This is a genomic window from Nocardia sp. CA-129566, assembly GCF_050956075.1.
Taxonomy (GTDB): domain Bacteria; phylum Actinomycetota; class Actinomycetes; order Mycobacteriales; family Mycobacteriaceae; genus Nocardia.
Window position 1 is genome coordinate 7,857,665 of sequence record NZ_CP192085.1, and the last position, 25,031, is coordinate 7,882,695.

At 66.4% G+C, this 25,031-nt stretch carries 26 protein-coding genes; 8 read left to right on the plus strand and 18 right to left on the minus strand.

Annotated elements, in window-relative coordinates; translation table 11 throughout:
* Position 1: 1 nt before the first annotated feature.
* The 5 genes from ACQP0C_RS34930 to ACQP0C_RS34950 form a co-directional block, all read right to left on the minus strand.
* Positions 2 to 868 (minus strand): MlaE family ABC transporter permease, encoded by an 867-nt coding sequence (locus ACQP0C_RS34930; RefSeq protein WP_433727047.1) that lies wholly within the window; start codon positions 866 to 868, stop codon positions 2 to 4.
* Complete coding sequence (locus ACQP0C_RS34935) at positions 868 to 1,707, minus strand: ABC transporter permease (protein WP_433727049.1); 840 nt, start codon at positions 1,705 to 1,707, stop codon at positions 868 to 870. The genes ACQP0C_RS34930 and ACQP0C_RS34935 overlap by 1 nt, the downstream gene beginning before the upstream one ends.
* A 199-nt stretch (positions 1,708 to 1,906) precedes the next feature.
* Complete coding sequence (locus ACQP0C_RS34940; RefSeq protein WP_433727051.1) at positions 1,907 to 2,995, minus strand: calcium:proton antiporter; 1,089 nt, start codon at positions 2,993 to 2,995, stop codon at positions 1,907 to 1,909.
* 122 nt (positions 2,996 to 3,117) lie between these two features.
* The gene (locus tag ACQP0C_RS34945; protein ID WP_433727053.1) at positions 3,118 to 3,510 is read right to left on the minus strand and encodes a nitroreductase/quinone reductase family protein; all 393 of its coding nucleotides are present in this window, start codon (positions 3,508 to 3,510) and stop codon (positions 3,118 to 3,120) included.
* A gap of 174 nt (positions 3,511 to 3,684) precedes the next feature.
* Positions 3,685 to 4,488 carry a transglutaminase-like domain-containing protein gene (locus ACQP0C_RS34950; protein WP_433727055.1) on the minus strand — a complete coding sequence of 268 codons (804 nt, stop codon included), beginning with the start codon at positions 4,486 to 4,488 and terminating at the stop codon, positions 3,685 to 3,687.
* 100 nt (positions 4,489 to 4,588) lie between these two features.
* Between ACQP0C_RS34950 and ACQP0C_RS34955 the strand changes: the two genes are divergently transcribed.
* Positions 4,589 to 5,257 carry a phosphate signaling complex PhoU family protein gene (locus ACQP0C_RS34955; protein ID WP_433727057.1) on the plus strand — a complete coding sequence of 223 codons (669 nt, stop codon included), beginning with the start codon at positions 4,589 to 4,591 and terminating at the stop codon, positions 5,255 to 5,257.
* Between the two features lie 24 nt (positions 5,258 to 5,281).
* Here ACQP0C_RS34955 and ACQP0C_RS34960 read toward each other — a convergent pair whose 3' ends face one another.
* A complete protein-coding gene (locus ACQP0C_RS34960) occupies positions 5,282 to 6,238 on the minus strand; it encodes a LysR family transcriptional regulator (protein ID WP_433727059.1) in 957 nt (318 codons plus the stop codon).
* A gap of 70 nt (positions 6,239 to 6,308) precedes the next feature.
* Between ACQP0C_RS34960 and ACQP0C_RS34965 the strand changes: the two genes are divergently transcribed.
* Positions 6,309 to 7,457, plus strand: a complete 1,149-nt coding sequence (locus tag ACQP0C_RS34965) for a TDT family transporter (RefSeq protein WP_433727061.1) — start codon at positions 6,309 to 6,311, stop codon at positions 7,455 to 7,457.
* A 117-nt stretch (positions 7,458 to 7,574) separates the two neighbouring features.
* On the opposite strand, the gene ACQP0C_RS34970 is transcribed toward ACQP0C_RS34965, so the two are convergent.
* Together ACQP0C_RS34970 and ACQP0C_RS34975 are read right to left on the minus strand one after the other, a co-directional pair.
* On the minus strand, positions 7,575 to 8,504 hold the full coding sequence (locus ACQP0C_RS34970) for an RNA polymerase sigma factor (protein WP_433727063.1): 930 nt from the start codon (positions 8,502 to 8,504) through the stop codon (positions 7,575 to 7,577).
* A gap of 84 nt (positions 8,505 to 8,588) precedes the next feature.
* On the minus strand, positions 8,589 to 9,461 hold the full coding sequence (locus tag ACQP0C_RS34975) for a haloalkane dehalogenase (RefSeq protein WP_433727065.1): 873 nt from the start codon (positions 9,459 to 9,461) through the stop codon (positions 8,589 to 8,591).
* 635 nt (positions 9,462 to 10,096) lie between these two features.
* Between ACQP0C_RS34975 and ACQP0C_RS34980 the strand changes: the two genes are divergently transcribed.
* Positions 10,097 to 10,879: an HNH endonuclease family protein gene (locus ACQP0C_RS34980; protein WP_433727067.1), complete on the plus strand. Its 783-nt coding sequence runs from the start codon at positions 10,097 to 10,099 to the stop codon at positions 10,877 to 10,879.
* Positions 10,880 to 10,914: 35 nt separating this feature from the next.
* Entirely contained in the window at positions 10,915 to 11,139 is a 225-nt protein-coding gene (locus tag ACQP0C_RS34985; protein WP_433727069.1) for a hypothetical protein, read from the plus strand.
* 104 nt (positions 11,140 to 11,243) lie between these two features.
* On the opposite strand, the gene ACQP0C_RS34990 is transcribed toward ACQP0C_RS34985, so the two are convergent.
* Both ACQP0C_RS34990 and ACQP0C_RS34995 read right to left on the minus strand, forming a co-directional pair.
* On the minus strand, positions 11,244 to 12,263 hold the full coding sequence (locus tag ACQP0C_RS34990) for a zinc-dependent alcohol dehydrogenase family protein (protein ID WP_433727071.1): 1,020 nt from the start codon (positions 12,261 to 12,263) through the stop codon (positions 11,244 to 11,246).
* 74 nt (positions 12,264 to 12,337) lie between these two features.
* On the minus strand, positions 12,338 to 12,781 hold the full coding sequence (locus ACQP0C_RS34995; RefSeq protein WP_433727073.1) for a hypothetical protein: 444 nt from the start codon (positions 12,779 to 12,781) through the stop codon (positions 12,338 to 12,340).
* Between the two features lie 133 nt (positions 12,782 to 12,914).
* Between ACQP0C_RS34995 and ACQP0C_RS35000 the strand changes: the two genes are divergently transcribed.
* Positions 12,915 to 13,721, plus strand: a complete 807-nt coding sequence (locus ACQP0C_RS35000; RefSeq protein ID WP_433727075.1) for a helix-turn-helix domain-containing protein — start codon at positions 12,915 to 12,917, stop codon at positions 13,719 to 13,721.
* 298 nt (positions 13,722 to 14,019) lie between these two features.
* Here ACQP0C_RS35000 and ACQP0C_RS35005 read toward each other — a convergent pair whose 3' ends face one another.
* The 6 genes from ACQP0C_RS35005 to ACQP0C_RS35030 all read right to left on the minus strand — a co-directional run bounded on the left by ACQP0C_RS35005 (position 14,020) and on the right by ACQP0C_RS35030 (position 21,652).
* Entirely contained in the window at positions 14,020 to 14,943 is a 924-nt protein-coding gene (locus ACQP0C_RS35005; RefSeq protein ID WP_433727077.1) for a LysR family transcriptional regulator, read from the minus strand.
* A 110-nt stretch (positions 14,944 to 15,053) separates the two neighbouring features.
* Positions 15,054 to 16,622: a hypothetical protein gene (locus tag ACQP0C_RS35010; RefSeq protein WP_433727079.1), complete on the minus strand. Its 1,569-nt coding sequence runs from the start codon at positions 16,620 to 16,622 to the stop codon at positions 15,054 to 15,056.
* Entirely contained in the window at positions 16,607 to 17,368 is a 762-nt protein-coding gene (locus tag ACQP0C_RS35015; protein WP_433727081.1) for an ABC transporter ATP-binding protein, read from the minus strand. Before ACQP0C_RS35015 ends, ACQP0C_RS35010 begins: the two co-directional genes overlap by 16 nt.
* 113 nt (positions 17,369 to 17,481) lie before the next feature.
* Entirely contained in the window at positions 17,482 to 18,690 is a 1,209-nt protein-coding gene (locus tag ACQP0C_RS35020; protein WP_433727083.1) for an FAD-dependent oxidoreductase, read from the minus strand.
* 225 nt (positions 18,691 to 18,915) lie between these two features.
* Entirely contained in the window at positions 18,916 to 19,563 is a 648-nt protein-coding gene (locus ACQP0C_RS35025) for a helix-turn-helix transcriptional regulator (RefSeq protein WP_433727085.1), read from the minus strand.
* A gap of 55 nt (positions 19,564 to 19,618) precedes the next feature.
* Complete coding sequence (locus ACQP0C_RS35030; RefSeq protein WP_433727087.1) at positions 19,619 to 21,652, minus strand: MDR family MFS transporter; 2,034 nt, start codon at positions 21,650 to 21,652, stop codon at positions 19,619 to 19,621.
* Between the two features lie 134 nt (positions 21,653 to 21,786).
* On the opposite strand from ACQP0C_RS35030, the gene ACQP0C_RS35035 reads away from it, so the two are divergent.
* The 3 genes from ACQP0C_RS35035 to ACQP0C_RS35045 all read left to right on the plus strand — a co-directional run bounded on the left by ACQP0C_RS35035 (position 21,787) and on the right by ACQP0C_RS35045 (position 23,600).
* The gene (locus tag ACQP0C_RS35035; protein ID WP_433727089.1) at positions 21,787 to 22,662 is read left to right on the plus strand and encodes an oxidoreductase; all 876 of its coding nucleotides are present in this window, start codon (positions 21,787 to 21,789) and stop codon (positions 22,660 to 22,662) included.
* Positions 22,663 to 22,725: 63 nt separating this feature from the next.
* On the plus strand, positions 22,726 to 23,208 hold the full coding sequence (locus ACQP0C_RS35040) for a transcriptional regulator (RefSeq protein ID WP_433727091.1): 483 nt from the start codon (positions 22,726 to 22,728) through the stop codon (positions 23,206 to 23,208).
* A gap of 35 nt (positions 23,209 to 23,243) precedes the next feature.
* On the plus strand, positions 23,244 to 23,600 hold the full coding sequence (locus ACQP0C_RS35045; RefSeq protein ID WP_433734733.1) for a DUF3817 domain-containing protein: 357 nt from the start codon (positions 23,244 to 23,246) through the stop codon (positions 23,598 to 23,600).
* 24 nt (positions 23,601 to 23,624) lie between these two features.
* Here the strand turns inward: ACQP0C_RS35045 and rdgB are convergent, their stop codons facing one another.
* Positions 23,625 to 24,230, minus strand: coding sequence for an RdgB/HAM1 family non-canonical purine NTP pyrophosphatase (gene rdgB / locus ACQP0C_RS35050; protein WP_433727093.1), 606 nt, complete (start codon positions 24,228 to 24,230; stop codon positions 23,625 to 23,627).
* Positions 24,230 to 25,000: a ribonuclease PH gene (rph, locus tag ACQP0C_RS35055; RefSeq protein WP_433727095.1), complete on the minus strand. Its 771-nt coding sequence runs from the start codon at positions 24,998 to 25,000 to the stop codon at positions 24,230 to 24,232. Before rph ends, rdgB begins: the two co-directional genes overlap by 1 nt.
* Between the last annotated feature and the right edge of the window lie 31 nt (positions 25,001 to 25,031).

The following is a 25,031-nucleotide window of genomic DNA, read 5'->3' on the forward strand; positions in this document are numbered from 1 at the left end:
GCTACCCCGTAAAACTGATCGCCGCGTTGAAGCCCCACAGCACGATGCTGAGCACCATGTCGATGGCAATGATGGCCACGAAACTCGTGCGCACCGCGCGACCCGACGCGATGCCGACCCCCTCGGGCCCACCGGTGGCGAAGAATCCGTAATAGCTGTGCACCAGGATCACCACCGTTCCGAAGATGGCGACCTTGATCACCGCGGCGATCACATCGAAGCCGGAGACGAATTGGTAGAAATAGTGGTCGTAGACGCCGGCGGACTGGCCGTGCACCAGCGTGATGATGCCGCGGCAGGCCGCGTAGCTGAGGATCAGCGCGATCAGGAACGTCGGCACGATCGCCAGCGCACCCGCGAGCACCCGGGTGGTGACCACGAACGGCACCGAGCGCAGACCGAGCGCCTCGATCGCGTCGATCTCCTCGGAGATGCGCATCGAACCGATCTCCGCGGTGATCCGGCAGCCCGCCTGCGCGGCGAATCCCACCGCGGCGGCGATCGGCGCCAATTCGCGGGTGGTGGCGTAGGCCGAGACGATGCCGGTGACCGGGCCCATCCCGAGCATGCTCAGCGTGGCGAAGGATTCGACCGCGACGGACGCGCCCATCACCAGGCCGAGCACGATCATCATCGGCACCGTGCCACCGCCGACGACGACCGAGCCGCGGCCCCAGGTCATATCGGTGATCGCGCGCATGGTCTCGCCGCGATAGCGCCTGAGCGTCAACGGAATCGCCGCGAGCACCTGCCAGACGAAAACGGCGACGAATCCGAAACCGTCGACCGCGCCGAGCACCCGGCTGCCGCGCCGAAAATACCGCGTGACCCAGCCCAATCCCTTCGGGGTGTAGGACGATACGGCCATCAGGCCAGCCTTGTCGGCAGGAACATGGCGGTGACCTGGGTGAGCACCAGATTCACCACGGTGATCGAGACGACCGAGAGCACCACGGCGGCGTTCACGGCATCGGCGACACCGCGTGGTCCGCCCTTGGCCTCCAGCCCGCGCTGGCAGGCGATGATCACCACGAGGAACCCGAAGATCAGCGCCTTCACCAGTGAGACCCAGACATCGGCGGTTGTGGTGAACGAGCCGAAGGTGGCCCAGTAGCTACCCGGTGTGACGCCCTGGCCGCCAATGGCCACCGCATAACCGGCCAGGATGCCGACGAAGATGATCAGGATATTCAGCAGCGGTGCGACCACCAGCATCGCCGCCATCCGCGGAATCACCAGGCGGTGAATCGGGCTGATGCCCATGGTGTTCAGCGCATCGATCTCTTCGCGGATGGTGCGTGCGCCGAGGTCGGCGGCGATGGCCGCCGCGCCGGCGCCGCCGAGCAGGAAGCCGGTGGCCATCGGCGCACCCTGTTTGATGACGCCGAGTCCGCCGGTCGCGCCGAGCAGCGAATCGGCGCCGAGGGTGTGGATGAGATTGCCGACCTGGATCGAGACGATCACGCCGAACGGAATCGCCATCAAGATCGCGGGAACGGTGGTGACGGTGATCAATCGCCATGCTTGGAGCACGGCCTCGCGCCACTGGAATTGGCCGCGGGCGATATCACCGACCGCGCCGAGGACCGACTCCTGTGCCACGCCGAAGGCGCGACCGAAGGTGCGCAGCGATGAGACGACCGTATCCGAGAAGTTCTTCCTGACAACCGAACTCGCGGATTCGCGGGTGTGCAGATCCGGTGTCATAGACCGGGCCCCGGTGCCGCGCACAGGGTGCGGGGTGTGTCGAAGTTCATGCCGCACTCTCCGGATTCGGCGTCGATGCCAACATCCAGCAAGCTAATCGTTACGCCGGGTTACAACAAAATCGGCAAGGTGTGATGCTCGCCACTTACTCGCCGTTCGCCCCGCTCGGCACAGTGATTCATGATTGCGGTCACATCCTCTAGGGGCTGGCGGCGAGGAACACAAATGCGGAGAACAGGGCCATGTGGAGGCCGCCCTGCAGCAGGGTCGCCCGGCCCGGCACCACCGTCAGCGCGCCGACAACGACCGTCAATGCGAGCAGCACCATCTGGGTCGCACCGAGGCCGAGCACCAGCGGACCGTCTAGCCAGATGGTTGCTACCGCGATCGCCGGAATGGTCAGACCGATGCTCGCCATCGCCGACCCGAGCGCGAGATTGAGGCTGATCTGGACCTGATCGCGACGCGCCGCACGCACCGCGGCAAGGGTTTCCGGCAGCAGCACGAGCAGCGCGATGACCACACCGACCGCGGACTGCGGCAGACCCGCCGAGGCGACCGCCGATTCGATCGACGGCGACACCACCTTGGCCAGACCGATGACCGCGACCAGCGCGACCACCATCATGGCCAGGCTGAGCAGGCTCGCGCGCACCGCGGGCCGCTTGCCGTGCTCGGCCGCCGCGCCGTCAGCGGGCTCCTCGACGGGCAGGAAGTCGTCCGGATGCCGCACCGTCTGCACCGTGACGAACAGGGCGTATAGCGACAGCGAGGCCACCGCGGCGAATACCAATTGCGCGGCGGAGAATTCCGGCCCCGGCTTACTGGTGGTGAAGGTCGGCAGGACCAGACTGAGTGTGGACAGGGTCGCCACCGTGCCGAGCGCCGCGCCGGTGCCCTCGGCATTGAATACCGCCACCCGCCTGCGGACCGCACCGACCAGCAGGGCGAGCCCGAAGATGCCGTTGCAGGTGATCATGACCGCGGCGAAGACGGTATCGCGGGCCAACGACGCGTACTTCTCTCCGCTGGCGACCGCCATTGTGATGATCAGTCCCACCTCGATCACCGTCACCGCGATCGCGAGCACCAGTGATCCGAGCGGCTGTCCGACCCGATGCGCGACGATCTCGGCGTGATGTACCGCCGCGAGCACCGCACCGACCAGAGCCGCGCCCACCGCGACCACACCGATACCCGGCAGCGATCGGCCCCACGTGGCGGCCAGGGCGATCGCGGCCAGGAGTGGGATGAATACGGTCCAGCGGGAAGTCAACGCACGGATCATGACTTCCATCGTGTCAGCAAATTGTGCGCATTCGATCACGTGTGATCAGAGGCGTGCGGGTTTGCGCACGTCAGAGCATTATCGCTGGGATACCGCGAGCCCCGAACCGCGGCACGGTCCGATCAGTCGAGATCGATCCGGACGGTCAGCAGGTCGGTGCCGACCAGCCGAACGGCCGCACTATTGGCTTTGGGCAATGTCCGCAGCCGAGCGCGCGGATCATCGTCGGGCAGCACATGCGCGGTACCGGTATGCCAACGCCCGTGCAGTCGCACTCGAACCCGGTTGTCGGCCTTGATATTCCGGATGTACTGCGAGCGATCACCGAATTCGGAGACGAGCCAGAACGCATCGCCGACCCGGCGACCACCGATCGGCGTGACCCGCGGCTGCCCACTCACCCGCCCAACGGTCTCCAGCAACTGCTGCGTCGGCAACCTCCGCAGCATCGGATTCCCCACCCGCCGCTGCAGCGTCGTCACGACCCGATGCTGCACATCCCGCAGATTCGCCATACCCCGACGCTACTCCGGGGAGATCAAGACCAGTCGGAACCGACGATGAGCTTCCGCGCCAACGTCCTGGCGGCCACGTCGGCGGTGCGCTGTCCGCTGGCACCGCCCCGGGACCCATCAATTTCGCGGCGCAGGTGGATTCGTCGTCGGGAACGACTTCCATCGTGGGGTCGATCAGACGATCGAGACCGGGTCGGCACCGTTGTCGAACGGTAGGAAGCCATCGATGAGCGCGGTGACCCACAGGCTGTTCACGAAGACCTCGCCACCGTGGTTGTCCATGAACGCGGTATCGGAAGCGTCTCTGCCCGTGGCGATTCGGACCAGCGATGAGCGCGGGGCCAGACCGGTGGCGTCGAAGGCGCGCCACACACCGTCGATATACGCCTCGGCGACGGCGTGGAAGTCCATCGGAAACAGGCCGGGCGCGTAGACCGCGACCAGGCGCGCTGGCACCTTCACCGCGCGTAGCAGTGCCACCACGAGATGGCTGAAATCCCGGCATACGCCAGCGCCGCACAGCAATGTCTCCACCGCTCCGTCGATGGGATCGCTGCTACCGGCCACATAGCTGAGGCGGCGACGGACCCAGTCCGTCACGGCGGCGGCGAGTTCGGCGGGTGCTGCGGTGCCATCGAATTCGAGTGCGGCGAAGCCGAACAGCTTGTCGCACTCGGCAAATCGGCTCGGTCGCAGGTAGACCGCGATGTCGTAGTCGGAGGCCGGTTCCGGGGTCGCGGCGCCGAATACCGTTGCGCTGTAGTCGACCCGCAGATTGCCGGTGCCGGTGGCGAATTTGTGTATGCGGGTGCCGTGTGGACCGGATATCTCCTGCGGCCAGATCGTGCGACCGTCCAGTTCGAATACCAGCGACTCATCGAGCTCCAGACCCGGCTGTCTGGCGACGGCGAGCTGGAACTCCAAGGTGGTCGGCGCGGTGATACCGATATCGAGATGGGCCGAGACATCGCGCTTCACCTCATCATCCTGTCAGCCCGAGCATCGTGGCCTGCCCGTTCCTGCCAACGTTGCGACCGAGTCGAGATTCATGTACGCGATAGCGCGCCGATGAGCGACAATGTGCCAAGTGCGGACCCAGTTCACTCGCGAGCTCCTCGCGTTGACCAATGATTTGACGCTCATGTGTCGGCTCGCCCACGATGCCGCCGAGCGCGTCACCGCTGCGCTCGGCGACGCCGATCTCGCCGCCGCCTACGAGGCCTTCGCGCACGACGAACAGCTACAGAAGATGTACTCGGCCTGCGAGGCCAGAACCGTGGTGCTGCTCGCGCTGCAGGCGCCGGTCGCGCGTGATCTACGCCACGTCGTGACCGCGATCCAGATCGCCGGTGAACTGTCCAGGATCGGCTGGCTGATCAGCCGCGTCGCCGACCAGGTCTACAAATATCATCCGGAACCCGTTGCGCCCCAACATGTTATGGACATCCTCACCGCCATGGGCCGCCTGGCGGCCCACTACACCGCCCTCGCGGGCCAAACGGTCGCCACCGGGCGTGAGTCCGCCACTCCCGAATCCGGTTCCCTCGCAATGGATCAGCTCCACCGGGCGCTCCATACCGCCCTCGCCGACCCGACGCACACCCATACCACCGACGCCGCCATCGATATCGCCATGGTCGGCAACAAACTGGAGCGCTGCATCGACCACACCAACCGCATCGATCGCCTGATCCGCTTTCTGGACACCGGAATTCCCCCGACCGCACAGCCTTCCGACGCCGAATAGCAGCTCCGCCGCACCGACCTGACGCTAGGCGTGTGCGGATCCTGCTTGGGTGGGGTCGGAACTCGGTCCGGATCGGGTCGTCCGGCGGGCAATGGCGTAGAGGTCGCGGGCCGGGCCGGTGAGGCGCTGGCCGGAGGGCCAGACCGCACGCAGGGTTCGGGTCAGGTCCAGGCCGGTAATGGCCGGAGACGCCAAGGTGCCCGCGGCGAGTTCGGCGGCTACGGCCAGGGAGCTGAGGACCGCGGGACCGACGCCCGAGGCGACCGCGGTTTTGATCGCGGTGGTCGAGGAGAGTTCCAGGGCGACCGTGGGTTTCCACCCCGGAATGGCCCGCGCGACAGCATTTTCGAACCAGGTGCGGGTGCCCGATCCGGTTTCGCGCTGGATCAGCGGGGTCGCGGCGAGGTCGGCGAGTTCGACCGAACCGCGCCGCGCCCACTGATGCTGCGGGGCGACCACGACAACAAGCCGGTCGCGGGCCACGATGTGACTCTCGAGGCCACCGAAGTTCCGCGGGCTCTCGATGAAGCCGATGGCATCCTTGCCATCGAGCACCGCCTGGGCCACCTCGACCGAATTTCCGGACTCCAGCGCGATGGTGGTATCGGGTGCGGCACCGCGCAAGGTCATGAGCCAGCCGGGGAACAGGTACTCGGCGATGGTTTGGCTGGCTGCCACGCGCAGGTGGGAATCGCGTTGGGCGCGCAATGTGTCGATGCCCGCGTCCAGTTGCCCGGCCGCGTCGATCACCCCGCGCGCCCATTCGGCGATCAACACCCCGGCCGGAGTCGGCCGCGAACCGAGGGTGCTGCGCTCCAGCACCGGCAGGCCGACCAGCTTCTCCAGATAGTGGATCCGCGACGACGCCGAGGGCTGGCTGATCCCGTGCGCCTGCGCCGCGCGCCCGAGGCTGCCCAGTTCGATGACCGAAAGCAGCAGGTCGAGCGCGGCCAGATCCGGAACGCGGGGAGACAGGGGCATAGAACGAGTCTATGCACCCATAGGAACGCGGTGGCTACTCGACGCCGCCCGCGCGGACGAATCTGGACCTATGACCGCCACAGCGACCTTCCGCCCCGCACCTGCGCGGCATCTCCTGGGCGACCTCGAACGCCACCCCGTCGAGCCACGATCGCTGCGACACCTCGGACCCAACTGGTTCGCCACCGTCATGGGCACCGGCATCGTCGCGAATGCCGCCGCCACCCTGCCCCTGCAGTTTCCGGGACTGCGCGGCGCGGCGACGATTGTCTGGGCATCGGCCGCACTGCTGCTGGTGGTACTGACCGTTGCCTTCGTCATGCACTGGATGCGCTATCCCGAGACCGCCCGCGGCCACCGCGACCACCCGGTCATGGCGCATTTCTACGGCGCCCCACCCATGGCACTGCTGACCGTCGGCGCGGGCACCCTGCTACTCGGCCGCGACGTGATCGGCCTCGGCACCGCACTCGCCGTGGACTGGGTGCTGTGGTCGATCGGCACCGTGCTCGGTCTGATGACCGCCGTCGCCATCCCCTACCGGATGTTCATCCACCACCGCATCGAACCCGACGCCGCCTTCGGTGGCTGGATGATGCCCGTGGTGCCCCCGATGGTCTCGGCGGGCATGGGTGCACTGCTGGTTCCCTACACCCCCGAGGGACAGCCGCGATTGACCATGATCCTGCTCTGCCTGGCCATGTTCGGCCTGAGCCTGATCGCCGCCATTGTCACCACCACCATGATCTGGTCCCGCCTGGTGCACCACGACATCCCGCACGGCGGCATGGTGCCCACGCTCTGGCTCGTGCTCGGCCCGCTCGGCCAATCCGTCACCGCCGCAGGACTTCTCGCCAATGCCGGACCATCCGCGCTGCCCGACCTCTATGCCAAGGGCCTGATGGTCTTCTCGGTCATCTTCGGCGTCGTCACTTGGGGTTTCGCAATGCTGTGGCTGGCATTGGCGGCCGCGGTCACCGTAAAGACCGCCCGCGCAGGCGAATTGAAGTTCAACCTGACCTGGTGGGGCTTCACCTTCCCCCTCGGCACCTGCATCACCGGCAGTACCGTGCTCTACAGCCACACCGGCGCCGACCTCTTCGCCGTCGCCGCGGTCGTGCTGTACCTCGGACTGGTCGCCGCCTGGGCGGTCGTCGCGACACGCACCATCCGCGGCGCCAACACCGGTCCGCTCCTGCGCCCGATGCCCGCCGCCTGATCACGAACGACTGCCTCCGTCCCAGCCGGGACGACGCGGCCGAGTCGCAGCATCACCCGCGGGAAGAACACATCGCTGAGCGCGGTGAGAGCCGGATACCGGCCAATGCGTGACCCCTCAGTCGAGTAGGGGAAAGCGCCCCGAGTGCAGCAGTCCGGCGATCGCGTCCATCTTCGCCTGCGGTGCCGCGTAATCGGGATGGACCCGGATCACCGCCGCGGCATCGTGCAGTCGGATCATCTGCTCCTCGGCCGCTTTGACGGTGCGCCCGCCCGCACTGACCGCATGGCGGGCGAATACGGGCTGCTTCGGATCGACACGCCCGAGTGCCAATGCCTTGTCGACCCGCCGCGAGCAGCGGCAGAACGCCTCCGGATTCGCCACCCCGCAGGTCGAATTCAAGAACGTCGCGATCCGCTTCTTGGCCCGCTCCAACCGCTTCCGATACGCGGATGCGGTGATGCCCAGAATCCAGGCCGCATCGGTGGAACCGAGCTCGAAGACCTCACCGAGTACGAATGCGACCCGCTCGTCGCGAGCCAGACACTGCAGCATGGCCTGACTGCAATTGAGCCGCACCTCATGCAATAGCACCTCGGCCTCGGGCCCGCGGTAGTCCTCGGCCGCCAGCCCGTCGGCCAAACCCTCGCGATATGCGTCGAGGCTGAGCTGCGCGGCCTCCTGTGGCGTCTGGCGCTTCAGATTCAGCAGATAGTTGACCCCGATCCGGTAGGCCCAGGTCAGCAGCTTGGCCTCCCCCCGCCAGGTCGCGAGATTCCCGACCACCCGCAACAGGATCTCCTGCGTCGCGTCTTCGGCCTCCGCGGGCCGCCACACCATGCGCAGCGCCAGCCGATACAGCGGATCCTGCAGATGCCGCACCACATCCGAGATGGCGGCACCGTCACCGGCGATGGCCCGATCGACCAGTTCCCGCTCCCGAGCCCGCGCCTCGGCCGTCACCGCGGCCTCGACATCATCGCCGAGGCCGAACCTCGTCACATGAGCGGCGGGATCTTGTTCGGACTGCGATAGCTCGGGTTCCACCGCACAATCCTTCGGCGGTATCCGGCCGGACGCAAGTCCCCCCGCGCGGAGCCTGTCGTTCAGGGCTCCGCGCGGCGCACCCTCTTACGCACTCGCGGTCGCCGTCGTCAGCGAATGCGCGCGCAACCAGTTCGCGACCGCCGCGCCGATCGCATCGGGCTGATCCTCCGGAGCGTGGTGTCCGCCCTCGCCGACCGAGACGATCTCGGCGCTGGCGAAAGTCTCGCCAGCCCAGGCGATCACCTCGGGCGAGCCGAGCCCGACCCCGTTGTCCAGCCCCATCAGCAGCTTCGGCACCTCGGGAGTCCGGGCCGCCCACTGGTCGTAGTTCTGCACCAGCGCAACCACATCGGCGGGCGAGCCGTCCAGCGGGAATTCGCGCGACCAGGCCAGCATCGGCCTGCGCGATTCCGGTGTCGGGAAGGGGGCGCGGTACGCATCGTGATCTTCGGGCGACAGGTCGACGACGCCCCTCGGCAGGTTGAACTCGATGAACATATTCTCCTCTAGCACCATTCGCTCGCCCTCGGCCGAGCGGAACTTGCGGAACAGCTCGGCACCGAGCGGCGGGAGATCGTCCCAGCTCATCGGCCGCAGAAACGTCTCGATCAGCGCGATGCCGCGAATGCGATCGGGATGCCGCGCGGCCCAGTGCATGCCGAGCGTGCCACCCCAGTCGTGGCCGACGATGACGACCCGGTCGAGGCCGAGTGCGTCGAACCAGGCGTCCAGGTAGCGGGCATGGTCCTCGAGCCGGTAGGCGCTGTCCGGCTTCCCGGACGCGCCCATGCCGATCAGATCCGGTGCGAGCACCCGGGTTTGTTCGGCGACATGCGGGATCACATTGCGCCACAGGTGCGATGAGGTGGGGTTGCCGTGCAGGAACACCACCGGTACCGAACCGGCACCGGTATCGGTGTAGTTGATGAACGAGTCGAGAACGTCGACGGTAGCCATGATGCGGGTCCTTCCTTGATCCTGCTCTGTGCCTGCACCCGGTTTCGACACACACTTCGGACCCGTTGTGACAGCCGTGCGATGTGACGCTCGTCACTCATCGGATCACAGCCATCACCACCCGTCCGCGACGAATCTCAGCACAACCGCAGGTAAACCTAACTTCCGTATGTGAGTAGTACATACTTCAAACACTCATCGCAGCATTCAGGAGATTCTCAGAATTAGGTAAAGGGTTTACAAAGGATTTCCGATTGATCTACTGTCTATCTACGTAAGAACAATGAAGTTCGCACACAGACCGTCACACGGAGCCACCCGCGGTATGACGACTCGACGAGACTTCCCTCATCAGCCTCGTGGAGCCGCCCGAACGGATCATCTGGACTGGACACCCGGCCCGTTCACTCGCCCGCGGGACCGACTCCTTCGTGACACGACCACCCCTGAGTCGGCGCCGGCACGGCGACTCAGGGGTGGTTTCGTCTGTGCCCGCTCAGTCGCTTTGCCGCACACAATGTTCTCCCACTGGATGTGCCGAACGTCATACGCGACAATCACATACGGGACGAGCGGCCGACGGTAGCTTGACGCCCGACAAATTCATCGGTGCGAGGCTAGGAAGTTCGATCGTTGTGAAGTGGTTGTCGTCCAGCCCCGTGCGTCGCGTACTCGCCGTGTGCGCACCCGTCGTCTTGGCCATTGTGGTCGCCGTCGCCTATTCCTTTTTCGACGACTGGACCGGCAAGAGCGGCGGCAAAGCCCCCGGTGCGGCAAGCGCCGCAACGATTTCCGGGAAGGACATCACCACATTGGTCGGGCAGCTGGTCGATGCGCCGGAGGCATCGATGGACGGCTACAGCCGCGAGAAGTTCCCGCATTGGGATACGAATAAGTCCGAGCACGGATTCGGTCCCGAATTCGAGCAATACAGCAAGTGCACCACCCGAGATGTGATGATGCTGCGCGATGCCACCGGCTCGGTGAAACTCGACGCGAAGACCTGCCAACTCACCGTCGGCAAGGACGGCGGCTGGCGCGACCAGTACGGATTCCTCGACTCGAAGACCGGAAAACTCAAGCCCTACAAGTGGATGACCGATCCGGCGACGGTCGACGCCGAGCACATCGTCCCCCTGGCCGAGGCCTGGCGCTCGGGTGCGGACAAGCGCGATGAGGATACCCGCCGCCGCATTGCCAATGACGCCGTCAATCTCATCGCCTCCGATCCGTCGGCGAATCGCTCCAAGGGTGATCAGGACGCCGCGAACTATCTGCCGCCGGGAAACTTCCACTGTGGCTATATCGAGCACTACGTCAAGATCAAAGTAAAATATGCGCTGACCGTTGATCCCGCCGAACACACCGCACTGCGCAACGCGGTCGATGACTGCGTCCGTCGAGGAGAGTTCAAATAAGCGACATCATCGAGATTTCCGTCAAGGCAGCCGTCATGACCGAAGAGGAAGGGACGGTTTCCGGCGAGCTCGATGTCGCCTTGGACGACATGGGTAAGGGTCTGGTCCGCTATCGCGGTAACCAGACCTGGTACACCATCGGCAATATCGAAGCCGAACCACCGCGCACCTGGACGACCGTCGCCGAACTCGCGGCCGCCATCGAAGCCACTGCCGGAACCCGTGATGTGGCGGGCAATATCGTGCCGTTCGACGCCTGACCACCTATGTGACCAGGCAGATTCGGGTCATGGCGGCCCATCAGCTCAGGATCGCCCAGGCCGAAAGGACACCATGACGCGCGAACTCAACGGCTGCCCCTGACTCAGGGCATCGTGATGACGACCTTGCCGAACGGATTGTCGTCGCGGAAGTACCGGTACGCCTCCACCGCCTGATCGAGCGGAAAGGTCCGATCGATGACCGGGCGCACGCGGTGTTCGGTGATGGTGCGGTTCATCGCCTCGAAATCGTCGCGGCTGCCGACCGCGATCCGGCGGATCGCGAGATACGGTCCGACGAACGGATTCTCCAATGGCTGTCCCTTCGGCAGCTGCGATGCGCCGATCATGGTGATCATCGCGTTGTATCCGGCCGAGCGCACCGACTTCGACAGGGTGGGCAGCCCGACCGCCTCCACCACATGTTCGACACCGTGTCCATCGGTGAGTTCGAGTACCTTCTGGTCCCAGTCGGGTGTCTCGCTCCGGTCGACGGTCTCGTCCGCGCCGAGCTTGTGCAGCCGCTCGGCCTTATCCGGGCCGGAGGTGATCGAAATGACCCGGGCACCCAGAACTTTCGCGTACTGCACGGCGAACAGCGCAACGGTGCCGCTGCCCACGGTCAGCACCGTCTCACCCGGTCCGACCGGCGCGGGTTTCGTCAGCGCCGCCCAGGCCACGACTCCCGCGCAGGTCAGCGTGGCCGCCTCGATATCGGTGAGATGGTCGGGCACATGCACCACCGAATCCTCTTCGATGACGGCGTAGGTGGCGAGCATGCCGTTGTAGTTGGCGCCGTACTGTTCGGCGACTTGGGCCAGCCGCTGCGGCCCACTGATGTAGCGCACGAAGTACGTCGCGGTGACCCGATCGCCGAGTACGGCGCGAGTCACGTTGTCGCCCACGGCGACGACCTCGCCCACACCATCGGAGAGCGGAACGATATCCGGGGTCGCCGGCAGCGGATAGCTGCCGTCCATCAGCATCAGATCCCGCCGATTCACCGAGGCCGCCCGCACCTTGATGACCACCTGATTCGGCCCCGGCACCGGCACCTCCTGCTCCCGAACGGTCAGCCCGGCCAAGCCGTGCAGTGGATCGAGGTGGTAGGCAATGGCATTCATGATCTGCTCTCAGTTCTCAGTAGTAGTCGAAAGATCAGTGGTCGGCACGAACAGCGCCTCGAAGGGCGCGTCCGTCATCGCACGCCCTCGATGAACTGGTGGTCGGAGGTGATGCGGCCGTCGGTGTCGAGGCCTATGACCTCGTAGCCGCCGCCCGCGACAGTGCCGTCGGCGCGCGCGACCATCGACCACGGCAGGCCGATCAGACCGGCGGGCAGTTCGCTGGCCTCGCCGACCTCGAAGAGGTATTCGCCGGAGGCGACGAACATCTCGTAGGCCCTGGTCACCCGCGCCTCCATCGCGTCGTGGCCGCGTACTTGCAGTGCGGGTACCGCGAAGTTCAGTTGGGCCGCGGCCTGCCGGATCTCCAGCGGCGGATCGACCAGGGTCTGCGCACCGGTGGGGGCCCAGATCTCGTGGATCAGCTTGCGGCGCAGTTCCGGGTCGGCCTCGTTCCACTGGGCCATGTAGCGCTCGGCGAAGGCGGTCAGGTCGTTGCTATCGAATCGCTTGCTCATGGCTCAGAGTTTGGCGAGCACGCCGTCGCGACGCGATTCCCTCCAGGGAATGACACCGCGGCAGTGCGGATGCCGCTCGGTCATTCCCTGCGGGGAATGGCGCGGGTGCGGCGGGTCGGATATCACTGAAGTCATGACCACGGTGGTAGAGCCAAGTCCGTTCGCGCAGCAGTTGCGGCACTGGCGTACACAGCGGCACGTGAGCCAGCTCGACCTTGCCATTCGCGCCGATACCAGCCAGCGCTATCTGAGCTTCCTGGAGCAGGGACGCTCGCGACCGGGTCGTACCATGGTGGTGCGGCTGGCCGAATCGCTCGAGCTGTCGCTGCGCGAGCGCAACGCATTGCTGCTCGCCGCGGGATTTGCCCCGATCTTCCCCGAATCCGACCTCGACACACCGGAATTGGGCCCGATCCGGACCGCCCTGGAGCGCATTCTCGACGGACATCTGCCCTACCCCGCGGTCGTCACCCGCCCCTACGGCCGACTGGTCGCCGCCAACGCCGCCTTCGACATCCTCACCGAAGGGGCCGCGCCGCAACTGATCACCCCGCCGATCAATGTGCTCCGCCTGGCCCTGCACCCTGATGGGCTGGCCCGACGCGTACAGAACCTGCCCGAATGGGGCCGCCACGTCACCGAAAGCCTGCGCGGCAAGGCGCTGCGCAGCCCCGACACCCACCTCGACGAATTCATCGCCGAACTCGAGCGCTACCTCCCCGAGGCCACCCCGGGCCCCGACCACCTCGGCTTCGCCGTCCCCCTACGCCTGAGCAGCCCCGACGGCGAACTCCGCCTCATCACCACGATCACCAGCTTCGCGACGGCGGTGGACATCACCCTCTCCGAACTCCACCTCGAAGCCTTCCTCCCCGCCGACGACCAAACCGCCGAAATCCTCCGCCGCCGCGCCGACCAACGCCACACGCTGTCCAATTAGCGATGTCGCATCCGCGCGCATCGACGATTCCCTGGCCGCCGCCATGCGTCACCGATGCGCGGGATTTGTCGCGGGCTCGGATGTGATCATCAGCCTGCCGGGCATCGACCTCGCGTTGGACGCGGAAGTTCTCGCCATCACCAGAGGCGACCTCATCCGTCTTCCACGTCGAGCACTGCGGCAGCCTCAGTGGGCCGAGTCGGAAACCGGCACGGGCAGATATGCGACATCAGGTTCTCGACACCTCGCATCGATTTGGTGTGCGTCCGGACGGCGAACACCCCGCTAACGCACCCGTTCACCATGTACGCCCGGCGGCACGCAGGTGGTCGTACACCAGGTCGATGTGGGGGCGGGAGGCGGTGCCGGGGCGGCGGACCAGGAAGCCGGTATTGATCGGTGGGTCATCGGGTTCCAGTAGCGGGACGACGGTGCCCGCGGCCAGTTCGGCGGCGCAGAGGTAGCGCGGGAGAACGCTGATGCCCGCGCCCGCGGCGACCGTCGCGGTGATCGCGCGCAGGTCGGCGACGACCATCGAGGGTTCGGCGGTGAGGCGAACGCCGAATACGTGTCGCCAGTAGCGGCGCAGGATCGGTAGGTCGGCGGAATAGCTGATCAGGGGTAGGCCCGTCAGGGCCGCCGGACCCTCGGCGCGCAACCGTGCGGTGTCGATGCGTTCGGCCAGTTCGGGCGCGGCGACCAGGACGAATTCCTCGTCGACGAGCGGTTCGGCGACCAGGGCCCGGCCGCGGGGGCGCACCGTGGACACGATGAGGTCGTAGTGCCCGGCACGCAGCCCGGTCAGCAGGTCATCGGACAGCCCCGCGGTGACCGTCAGCCGGACACCCCGCGCGATCAAGGGCGCCAGTGCCGGAAGTGCCTGCGCCGCAAGCAGTTCGGCGGGTCCGGCCAAGCGCACCGGCGGCTGCGGCACCGGTTCGGCGGGCGCGGCACGACCAGCGATCCCATCGAGGGCGTCCACCGGCCCCGCCACCCGCGCCGCCAACTCCACGGCCGCCGCGGTCGAAACCACCCCGCGCGGCAGCCGCTCGAACAACCGATAACCCAGCCGCTTCTCCAACGCCTGCAACTGAGTCGTCACCGTCGGCTGCGATAACCCGACGAGCCGGGCACCCGCCGTCACCGAACCCGCCCGATGCACCGCAAGGAATGTCCGCAGCTGATTCAGATCGAGAATGCCATCGGAATCCCTATTGCTCACACACCAAGTGTATTTCTCTTCCGATGTTCGAACAGCCCCGTTCCCGAGCACGGCCCCGCGCTCGACCACCTGAAATCCGGGCCCGGTTCGGCCCCGCCGACTCACAAGCGTCAACGCGGCTGCACGGCCGCGAGAACTTCCGGTCCACGGTCCGACAAACGCCGCTCGGCAAGGCGGGCACCGACAACCGCACCAATGACCCCGATCGCGATGCCGAGCGGCAGCGCCAGCCACTGCACGGCCGCGAGGTCGAGAACTCGGCCGATGACCAGCACGATCAGTACCGGAACGACCGCGACCAGTTGGCCCAAACTGGTGCTGACTTGGACCAAAGCCTTCGCACAGCCCGGATTCCCGGAGGAGGCGAAGGGGTTTCCGGTTCGTGGTGGGAGCGGATAGGGCGCGATGACCGACAGGAATACCGCGGAACCCGCGCCGACGCCGAGCACGACGAACAGCATCGACAGCGTCCACGGGTACGTCGACCAGCGGCCGAGCGCACCCGGCAACACCACCGCGAGCAGCAGCGTCGGCAGGCCGATCACCAACAGCAGCGCCAGCAGTCGTCCGCGCACATCCGCGCGCACCGCACCGGGTGTCACCAGGGTCTGCCAGAGCGCCGTGCCGTCGTAGCCGTAGAGATTATTGGCGGCCAGCCCCGCGAACCATGCCGCACTCACACCGGCGAACACCACGCCACGCGAACTGCCGCCCTGTATCGCCGGAAATACCGGAAGCAGCGCCCCGACCAACAGCACCGGCAGCAGCGCCGCGCGCCGTCGGCTATCGCGCGACCAGGTCCGCAACTCCTTGACCACCACCGCACCGACCGGACCGCTCGGCCGCACCCGGCTCAGCAACATCCCCCGCCCGGCCGCACCGGATGTCGCTCCCATCGGCGCGATCAGCCGCCGCCGCAATAGCACCGACCACGCCTGCCACAGCACCGCCGTCAGTGCGAACAACCCGGCGAGTGCGAGCAGCGCGAACAACCAGTCGCCACGCGCCGCCGCTGCCACCGCATCGGGCGCCCAGCCGCAGGGCAGGACGCGCAGCAGACCCGCCAGCCATGGTGCCGATTCCCGCACCGCCTCCACGTGATTCAGCAGGAAGCTCATCGGGTAGTAGGCCAGCCCCGCCAGACCGGCGAGCAGCACCCCGATATCGCGGCCCCGCCGCGATCGCATCGCCGCGCCGATCCACGCCAATACCACGCGCGAGAGCACCACCACGAAGATCAACTGCAGCACCACGCCGACCAGCGCCACCGCGGCCGCACCCCAACTCAGTTGCACCGCAAGCACGATCAGCCCTGAGAAGGCCAGCAGGTTGATCACCGGCGCTGGCCCGACGAAGGCCGCGGCCAACAGCCCAGTGGCCAACTGCCGATGGCTCAGCGGTAGCAGCCGCAGATGTTCGGGCTGCACGGTCTCATCACTGCTGCCCATGAGCACCGGTCCGCACAGCCAGCCGAGTGTCCAGATGCCGTACCAGGCGGCGGCGACGGTGATTCCACCCGCCACATCGCCGTCGCGAACCGCGAATCCGATGAGACCCGCGGTGCCGAGCGCGAAGACGAGACCGATGACCACGCCACTGACGAAGGTGACCCCCTGCCAGCCATTGCCCAGCGCACGCTTGGTCAGCAGCAACCGCATCCGGATCAGGACGCCAACCACGACAGCCCGTCCTCCCCGCCGACCCGGCCGCCGACCAACTGCACGAATGCCGCCTCCAGGCTGCTGTCCCCGCGCACCTCGGCGAGGGTGCCCACGGCCACCACCCGTCCCGCGGTGATCACCGCGACCCGGTCACACAGGTTCTCCACCAGCGCCATCACGTGACTCGACAGCACCACCGCGCCGCCCGCCGCGACGAACCGCTGCAGAATGGTGCGAATCGTGCTCGCGGACACCGGATCCACCGCCTCGAACGGTTCGTCGAGCACCAGCAGCTTCGGCGCATGCAACAGCGCCGCGGCCAATCCGATCTTCTTGCGCATGCCCGCGGAGTAATCGACGACGAGAGTGCGCTCGGCACCGGTCAATTCGAACACCCCGAGCAATTCCTCGGCCCGTTCGGCGACCGTTTTCGCGGGCAGACCGCGCAGTAAACCGGTGTAGGTCAACAGCTCTCGTCCGGTCAGACGTTCCGGCAGTGCCAGCCCGTCCGGCAGCACACCGGCCAGTGTTTTCGCGGTGATCGGATCGGCCCACACATCGACGCCGAAGATATGCGCCTGACCGCCGTCCGGCCGCAATAGCCCACAGGACATCGACAAGGTGGTCGTCTTGCCGGCGCCATTGGGGCCGACCAGCCCGAAGAACGAGCCCGGCGGCACCGTGAGACCGACATTGTCGACCACCCACGGACCACCGAATCGCTTGTACAGCCCGGTCAGTTGCAGCGCAGGATCGGTAGGCACTATCCCCCCTCGATTTCGACTCTCATCTCTCACCATACGGACGACGCAGCGGTCGGGTTCGAAACCGGAACCGACTGCTGCCTGCCCCCACACCGGGGACAGGCAGCACCTCACTACGCCCTCGCAGCCGCCAACTCCCGCTGCACCGGTGCATCCCAATCAATCCGATACCGCTGCTCGACACCCATCGTCTTCTCCGGGTTCATCCCCTTGATCAGCAGTGGCATCAGCAATGCCATCATCCGGCGCGCCACCGGCCCCGGCGTCTTGCTGTGGTTGATCTTGCGCGCCCGAGCCGCGACACCCTCCACTCGCGGCCGCCGCACCCCCGCATAGGCGGCGAAGGCCGCGCTGTGATCGGGCAGGTCCCGCAGGCACCGCGCCAACTGCACCGCACTCTCGATGGCCAGCGATGCCCCCTGGCCCGAACTATTGGACGGCGCGTGCACCGCATCCCCGACCAGCACCATGCGGCCCCGGTGCCAGGTCGGCACCGACGGCATAATATGCAGTGCCCCAGTCGTTTCCAGATTTTCGGCAGTGGTCTTTCTGGCGAATTCACCGCCCGGGGTGTCCTCGGCATAGGTCTCCCGCAGGATTCGCAGCCAGTGCTCGGCCGGAATCGCCCGCGCCTCGGTCAGCGTCAGATACTCTTTGTGCGGCAGGTTGGCACCCCACATGATCTTATCGTTGTCGACCGTTCCGTAGAGGTAGTAGGCCTTCTTGCCGAATGCGAAAACCATTGTCTCCGGCTCGAGTCCGATTTCATTGTCGATCATCGCGCCGAATCCGATCATTCCGGTGTACTCGGGTCCCGGATTGTTCGGATCGATGAGACCGCGCACGGTGGATCGAATGCCGTCCGCGCCGATCAGCACATCGGCGGTGGCGGAACTGCCATCGGCGAAGTGCGCGGTAATTCCGTCGGCATCCTCATCGACGCGTACGAGTCGCTTGTTGTATTCGAAGGGAATGCCGGTGGCGACCGCGTGGTCGTGCAGCGTTCGGTGTAATTCGTTGCGGTCGACCATCTTCAACGATGGCACATCCGGCATGTCGGGCATACGCAGCACTTTGCCGCCGACCGACAGTTGGGTATGCGATACCGGACTCGCAATCGCGCGGATCAAATCGCCAGCGCCGACGATATCAAGGGCGGCAACACCATTCGGCGCCAGTGCCAACCCACTTCCGATGCCGAAGGTCGGACCGGGATAGGCCTCGTAGACGCGTGCGGCAATGCCCGCCTTGTGCAGCGCGGTGGCGGTGACCGGTCCGGCGATACCGCCGCCGACGACAATGGCTGTTTCCGTCTTGGACATGGGTGTACTCCAATGTGAGCGATACGGGTTCATTCGAAGCCCGAACCGACCGCCCCACCGCACACCCAGTTATCCTGTGGTTGCCAGCCTTGTGGCCGGGTGCGCGCATGCGGACGCGGTTCGAGACGGTTCCATCGGGCTCGGCGGCGGTGTTGCCGCACCCCGCCGGGCCTGGTGTCAACTGATCGCTCCGCCCGGCGCCTGCCGAAATCCGGAGCGGGACGTCTATTCCGTCATCCCCCTTTCCACCAGCTCGCCGACCTCGGCGGGCGTCATGCCGACGGCATGCATATGCCGCCAGAGATCGACACCGGGAAATGTGCCCGCGGCGATTTCGTCGCGCAGCGACGCGGCCCACGCAGCCTCGGCTTCCAGCATCGCAATGCCGTATTCGGCTTCGATGACGAACAGCCTGGGCAGATCGGCCGCCGCGAGTTGATCGAGTTCTCGGCGCGCAGCGTCGATGGTGCGGCTCAGCGCGTCGATGCGCCGGCCGAGCAACTCGACGACCTCGTCCGGCGGCAGGGCCGCCGCGACGGAGAGTCCGGCGATGAACCGGTTGGGCTCCGGTTCTGGTTGGGCGATCAATTCCCTTGTCCAGTCGGCCATTTCGGCCCGACCGGCATCGGTGATCGCATAGATCGTGCGTTCCGGCCGAGCGCCGTCGCGCTCACTGCCGACGACCTCGAGGAAACCCGCCTTCTCCATGTTCTGCACCACGGTGTACAGCGAGCCCCACTTGATATCCATATCGCGGTCCTTGCCGCGCTCACGCATCTTCGACGCGATTTCGTAGCGGTGCATCGGCCGTTCGATGACGGTTGCGAGCACCGCCAGCGCCATCAGATTGTTCACCTTGCGCTTCGTGGCCATGGACACCTCCTTACTCGTCTACGAATATACGTCTACGAGTATTCGGGCACAAGTATTAGACGTGCGCGACTTCCTGCTCCCTGGCCTGCTCATCGAGGAGTTTGGCGGCGATATTCGCCAAGGCCTGATCGAGCAGCGCCCGATCGGCGGGATCAGCGCAGTCCCAGTCGTCGAGCCGGGCGCCGAGCCAGCGCTGCCACGATGCCCGGATCCGATCGACCTCGGTCCGGCCGGTATCGGTAAGTCGCAGGCCGCCAGCGTCTTCGGTCAGATAGCCGCGGCCGATCACCCGGTCGTAGATCGGTTCGATGACCTCATCGGGCAGCTTGTACACCTGCGCGATCGCGTCGAGGGTCGCCGCACCCCTGATCCGGGTGTGCAGGTAGACCTGCCCCAGCGCCCAGGCTTCGCCGCGACTCAGATCGCTGCCCGCGTCGGCGAGGATGCGCGGACCGACGGGCCCCTCGCCCTGCGCCTTGCGGATGGTGGCCGAGACGGCGCGCTCCAGGTACACCAAGCGGTCCGAGGGCTCCGGCATCGAAAAGCCTTCGCCCACGTCCGTCGCACCCGCCCGCGCGCTATCGCGCAGCGGCACTTCCTTCAGGAACCAGGCGACCACGAAACCGGCCAGCGCCACCGGCACCACCCACAGGAATACGTGACCGATCGACTCGGCGTACGCGTCGATGATCGGCGCCGACACCTCGATCGGCAGCGCCCGCAGCGACTGCGGATTCGCGGCGACCTCCGGCGGTACCACGCGCACTCGCATCAGCGCGTCGGTCAGATCGGGACCGATCCGATCGGTGTACAGCGTGCCGAAAATGGCGGTGCCGAAGGTGCTTCCGACCGTGCGGAAGAAGGCGACACCCGAGGTCGCGGTGCCGAGTTGGGCGTAGGGCACGGTGTTCTGCACGACGATGGTCAGCACCTGCATGGTCAGGCCGAGGCCGAGACCGAGTACGAGCATGTACAGCGATTCCAACCACACGCTGGTGGTCCGGCCCATGGTCGACATCAGATACAGCCCGAGGGCCATCACCAGCGTGCCCACGATCGGGAAGTACTTGTAGCGACCGGTCTGGCCGACCACCTGCCCGGAGATGATCGATGTGATGAACAACCCGACCACCAGCGGCAAGGTGCGCACACCGGACACGGTCGCCGAAACACCGTTCACGTACTGCAGATACGCGGGCAGATAGGTCATCGAACCGAGCATCGCGAACCCGACGATGAAGCTGAGGATCGAGCACACCGTGAAGACGCGGCTGCGGAACAGCCCCATCGGCAGCATCGGCTCCCTGGCCTGCAACTCCACCGCGACGAATGTGCCAAGCAGCACCACCGCGGCCGCGAACAGGCCGATGATCATCGGGGAGCCCCACGGATACTCCTGTCCGCCCCACTCCAGCGCGAGGATCAAGCAGGAGACACCGGCCGCAACCAGCCCGATACCCGCGTAATCGATGATCGGCTTGACGACGGCCCGCACCCGGGGGATGGTGCGTGCGGCCATCGCGATCATGATCACCGCGATGGGCACGTTGACATAGAAGCACCATCGCCAGCTGGCGTGGTCGGTGAACAGCCCGCCCAATGTCGGGCCGATCACCGTGGTGACGCCGAAGACCGCGCCGAGCGCACCCTGATATTTGCCGCGCTGCCGCAGCGGAATGGTATCGGCGATCAGCGCCATGGCGGTGACCATCAGGCCGCCACCGCCGAAACCCTGGATGCCGCGGGCGATGATCAGCAGCGTCATCCCGTTCGCCAGGCCCGCGATCATCGAACCGACAATGAAGATCAGCGCGCTGAGCTGGAAGATCAGCTTGCGACCGAAGAGGTCGCCGAGTTTGCCCGCCAGCGCGGTCGCCACCGCCTCCGCCAGCAGATACGCCGTGACCACCCACGCCATCCGCCCGGCCTCGCCGAGATCGGCGACGATCGTGGGCAATGCGGTGGACACGATCGTCTGATCCAAGGCCGCCAGCAACATACCCAGCACAATCGTGGCGAACACGATATTGGTCTTGGCCCTACTCAACGGTTCAGGGACTTTTTCGGCGACAGCGAGTGCACCGGTCATTGATCCAGTATGGTGGGTTGCCGTCATTGCGATCGTCCAGCGACACGACAGCGAATCACCGCGCCACCACTCATTTCCGCGATCGGATGCGCGCCGCCCTTCCCCCAGAACTTACTCCAGAGTAAGGTCGGCTCATGGCGTGGAACCCGAATGAGATACCCGACCAGAGCGGGCGCACCTTCATTGTGACCGGGGCCAATGGCGGCCTCGGCGTCGAGACCACCACCGTGCTGGCGAGCAAGGGCGCCACGGTGGTCATGGCCTGCCGCAATGTCGAGAAGGCGCAGCCGATCGCCGACCGGATCGATGGCGATATCCGGGTCCAGCGACTGGATCTGGCGGATCTGGCATCGGTGCGCGAATTCGCCGACAAGACAGGTGAATTCGATGTGCTCATCAATAATGCCGGTCTGATGAACGTCCCGTTCTCGCGCACCAAGGACGGATTCGAGACCCAGTTCGGCGTCAACCACCTCGGACATTTCGCACTGACCGGACTGCTGCTCGATCGCCTGCGCGATCGGGTGGTGAGCCTGGCGAGCATCGCGCACAAGCAGACCCCGAAACTCTGGATCGACGATCTCAACTACGAGAACCGTCGCTACCAGCGCAACCTCGCCTACGCCCAGGCCAAACTCGCCAACCTGATGTTCGCCCGCGAACTGCAGCGGCGACTGACCGAGGCCGCATCCACCAAGCGGTCCTACGCGGTGCACCCCGGCGTCTCCGCGACCGATCTCTTCACCAGGACCGAGACCCTGCTGGACCGGTTCAGCAAGCCGTTCATCCGCATCATCGGTCATCCCCCGGCCAAGGCCGCCCACTCCACGCTGTTCGCGGCCACCATGCCCGATGCCGATCCCACCATCTACTGGGGTCCGAACCGCTTGTTCCAGAGCCAGGGCCCGGTCGAGCCCTCGCCGTCGAGCAAACTGTCGAACGACCCGGAGCTGCTGCGCCGCCTGTGGGAGGAATCCGAGCGGATGACCGGGATCACCTACAAGTTCTAACGGCGCGACCGCGCCGCCGACCTGCTCCTACGTATCGTGTAGTAGACGGGTACCGTAGTAATCGTGTCCGCTCCACCCCGCCGCTCGGCACACAATCGCCCGGCCCTTATCGTGCTGGTGATCGTGGCCGCCCTCGCCTGCCTGGCATTGGGTTGGTGGCAGTGGCAGCGGTTCGAATCGGCCAGCGGCACCGGCCAGAATCTCGGCTACGCGCTGCAGTGGCCGCTGTTCGCCGGATTCGCGGTCTTCGCGTACTTCCGGTTCGTGCGACTGGAGACCGAATCCGAGTCGGATGAGAACGCACAGGAGCCGCCGGCCGAGCAGGCTCCCGTGCAGACGGCGCGGACCTCGGCGCGGCGATCCGCGAAAGCCGATGCACCGCGCGAGATTCCGGCGGGCCTGCTGCCCGAGCGTCCCAAGGCCATCCGGGACGAAGATCCGGAACTCGCCGAATACAACAGGTATCTGGCCGAACTACACGCCAGCGACATCGACCAACAAGTCCGGGATGCGGGCCTACACGACACGCAGAGGAGCGCCGGTTGACCACCAGCGAGAACTCAACCGAATCCAGCCAGGCGCTGACGACCGAGGCGGCGCGGCCCAGCGCCACCGCCGCGAGCACCGGCGTCGCGAAGATCCGGCCCGCGCTGCTGCGCTACCGCGTCCTCGCCTGGACGACCGGCCTGTGGCTGCTGCTGCTGACCGGCGAGATGATCGCGAAGTACGGCTTCGACGTGCACACCCCGAACTGGATCGCGGTCGTGCACGGCTGGGTCTACTTCGTGTACCTGCTCGTCACCGCCGACCTCGCGGTCAAGGTGCGCTGGCCGATCCTGCGCACGATCGGCACACTGATCGCAGGCACCATCCCGCTGCTGTCGTTCTTCGTCGAGCACGTCAACGCGAACAAGGTCAAGCGCGACTTCGACCTCTGACCCGCGCCGACAACCGCCGTCGGATCAGGCCAGCGCCGACAGCGCCGGGAGGAGTTGGGTCAGGGCGCGGCCGCGGTGCGAGACCGCGTCCTTTTCCGCCGGGGTCAGCTGGGCGGCGCTGATATCGCCGCCCGCCGGAATGAACAGCGGATCGTAGCCGAAACCGCCGTCTCCAACGGGTTTGCGGCCGATCGCGCCGGGCCATTCACCACGCACCACGGCCTCGGCACCGCCGGGCACCACCAGCGCGCAGGTGGAGACGAACCGCGCGCCGCGCCGCTCATCGGGCACATCACCGAGTTGGGCCAGCAACAGCGCGTTATTGGCCGCGTCATCGCCGTGCCCGCCGGACCATCGCGCGGACAGCACCCCGGGCATCGCGTTCAGTGCGTCCACCTCGATGCCGGAATCATCTGCCACACAAGGCAATCCGGTCGCGGCCGCACCGTCGCGGGCCTTGGCGAGCGCATTCTCCTCGAAGGTCGCGCCGGTCTCCGGCGCCTCGTCGTAGGCGGGCACATCGTCGAGCCCGACGATCTCGATGCCCGCGATACCCGCGTCGGCGAGGATCCGACGCAATTCGTTCAGCTTCTTGGCATTGCGGCTGGCGACCAGGACGCGGCGCGACATTACTTCCTCTTCGGCTCGGACGGCTGCGGCAGCACGCCGGGGTAGGGCAGCGCCAGCGCCTCTTTCTGCACCACGAACAGCCGTTCACATCCGGCGAGTGCCGCGTCGAGCATCTTGTCCAGCGTGGAGCGCGGGAAGGTGGCGCCCTCGCCGGTGCCCTGGATCTCCACCAGGGTGCCGGTGTCGGTGGCGACCACATTCATATCGACCTCGGCGCGCGAATCCTCTTCGTACGGCAGGTCCAGTCGCACCCGGCCGTCGACGACGCCGACGCTCACCGCCGCGATCGCGCACGAGATCGGCTGCGGGTCGGCCAATCCGCCCGCCGCGCCGAGGTAGGTGACCGCATCCGCGAGCGCGACGTATGCACCGGTGATGGCCGCGGTCCTGGTGCCGCCATCGGCCTGCAGCACGTCGCAGTCGATGGCGATGGTGTTCTCACCGATGGCCGCCAGATCGATGCAGGCGCGCAGCGACCGGCCGACCAACCGGCTGATCTCCTGGGTGCGCCCGCCGACCTTGCCCTTTACCGATTCCCGTCCGCTGCGGGTATGCGTCGCGGCGGGCAGCATCGCGTATTCGGCGGTCAGCCAGCCGAGTCCGGAATCGCGACGCCACGGGGGCACGCCCTCGGTGACGCTCGCGGTGCACATCACTCGGGTCTGCCCGAACTCCACCAGCACCGAACCGGCTGGATGCGTGGTGAATCCACGGGTGATCCGTACCTCGCGGAGCTCATCGTCCGCCCTGCCATCGGCTCGTCTCGACACGCGCCAAGCCTAGTCATACGACCCGCCGCGC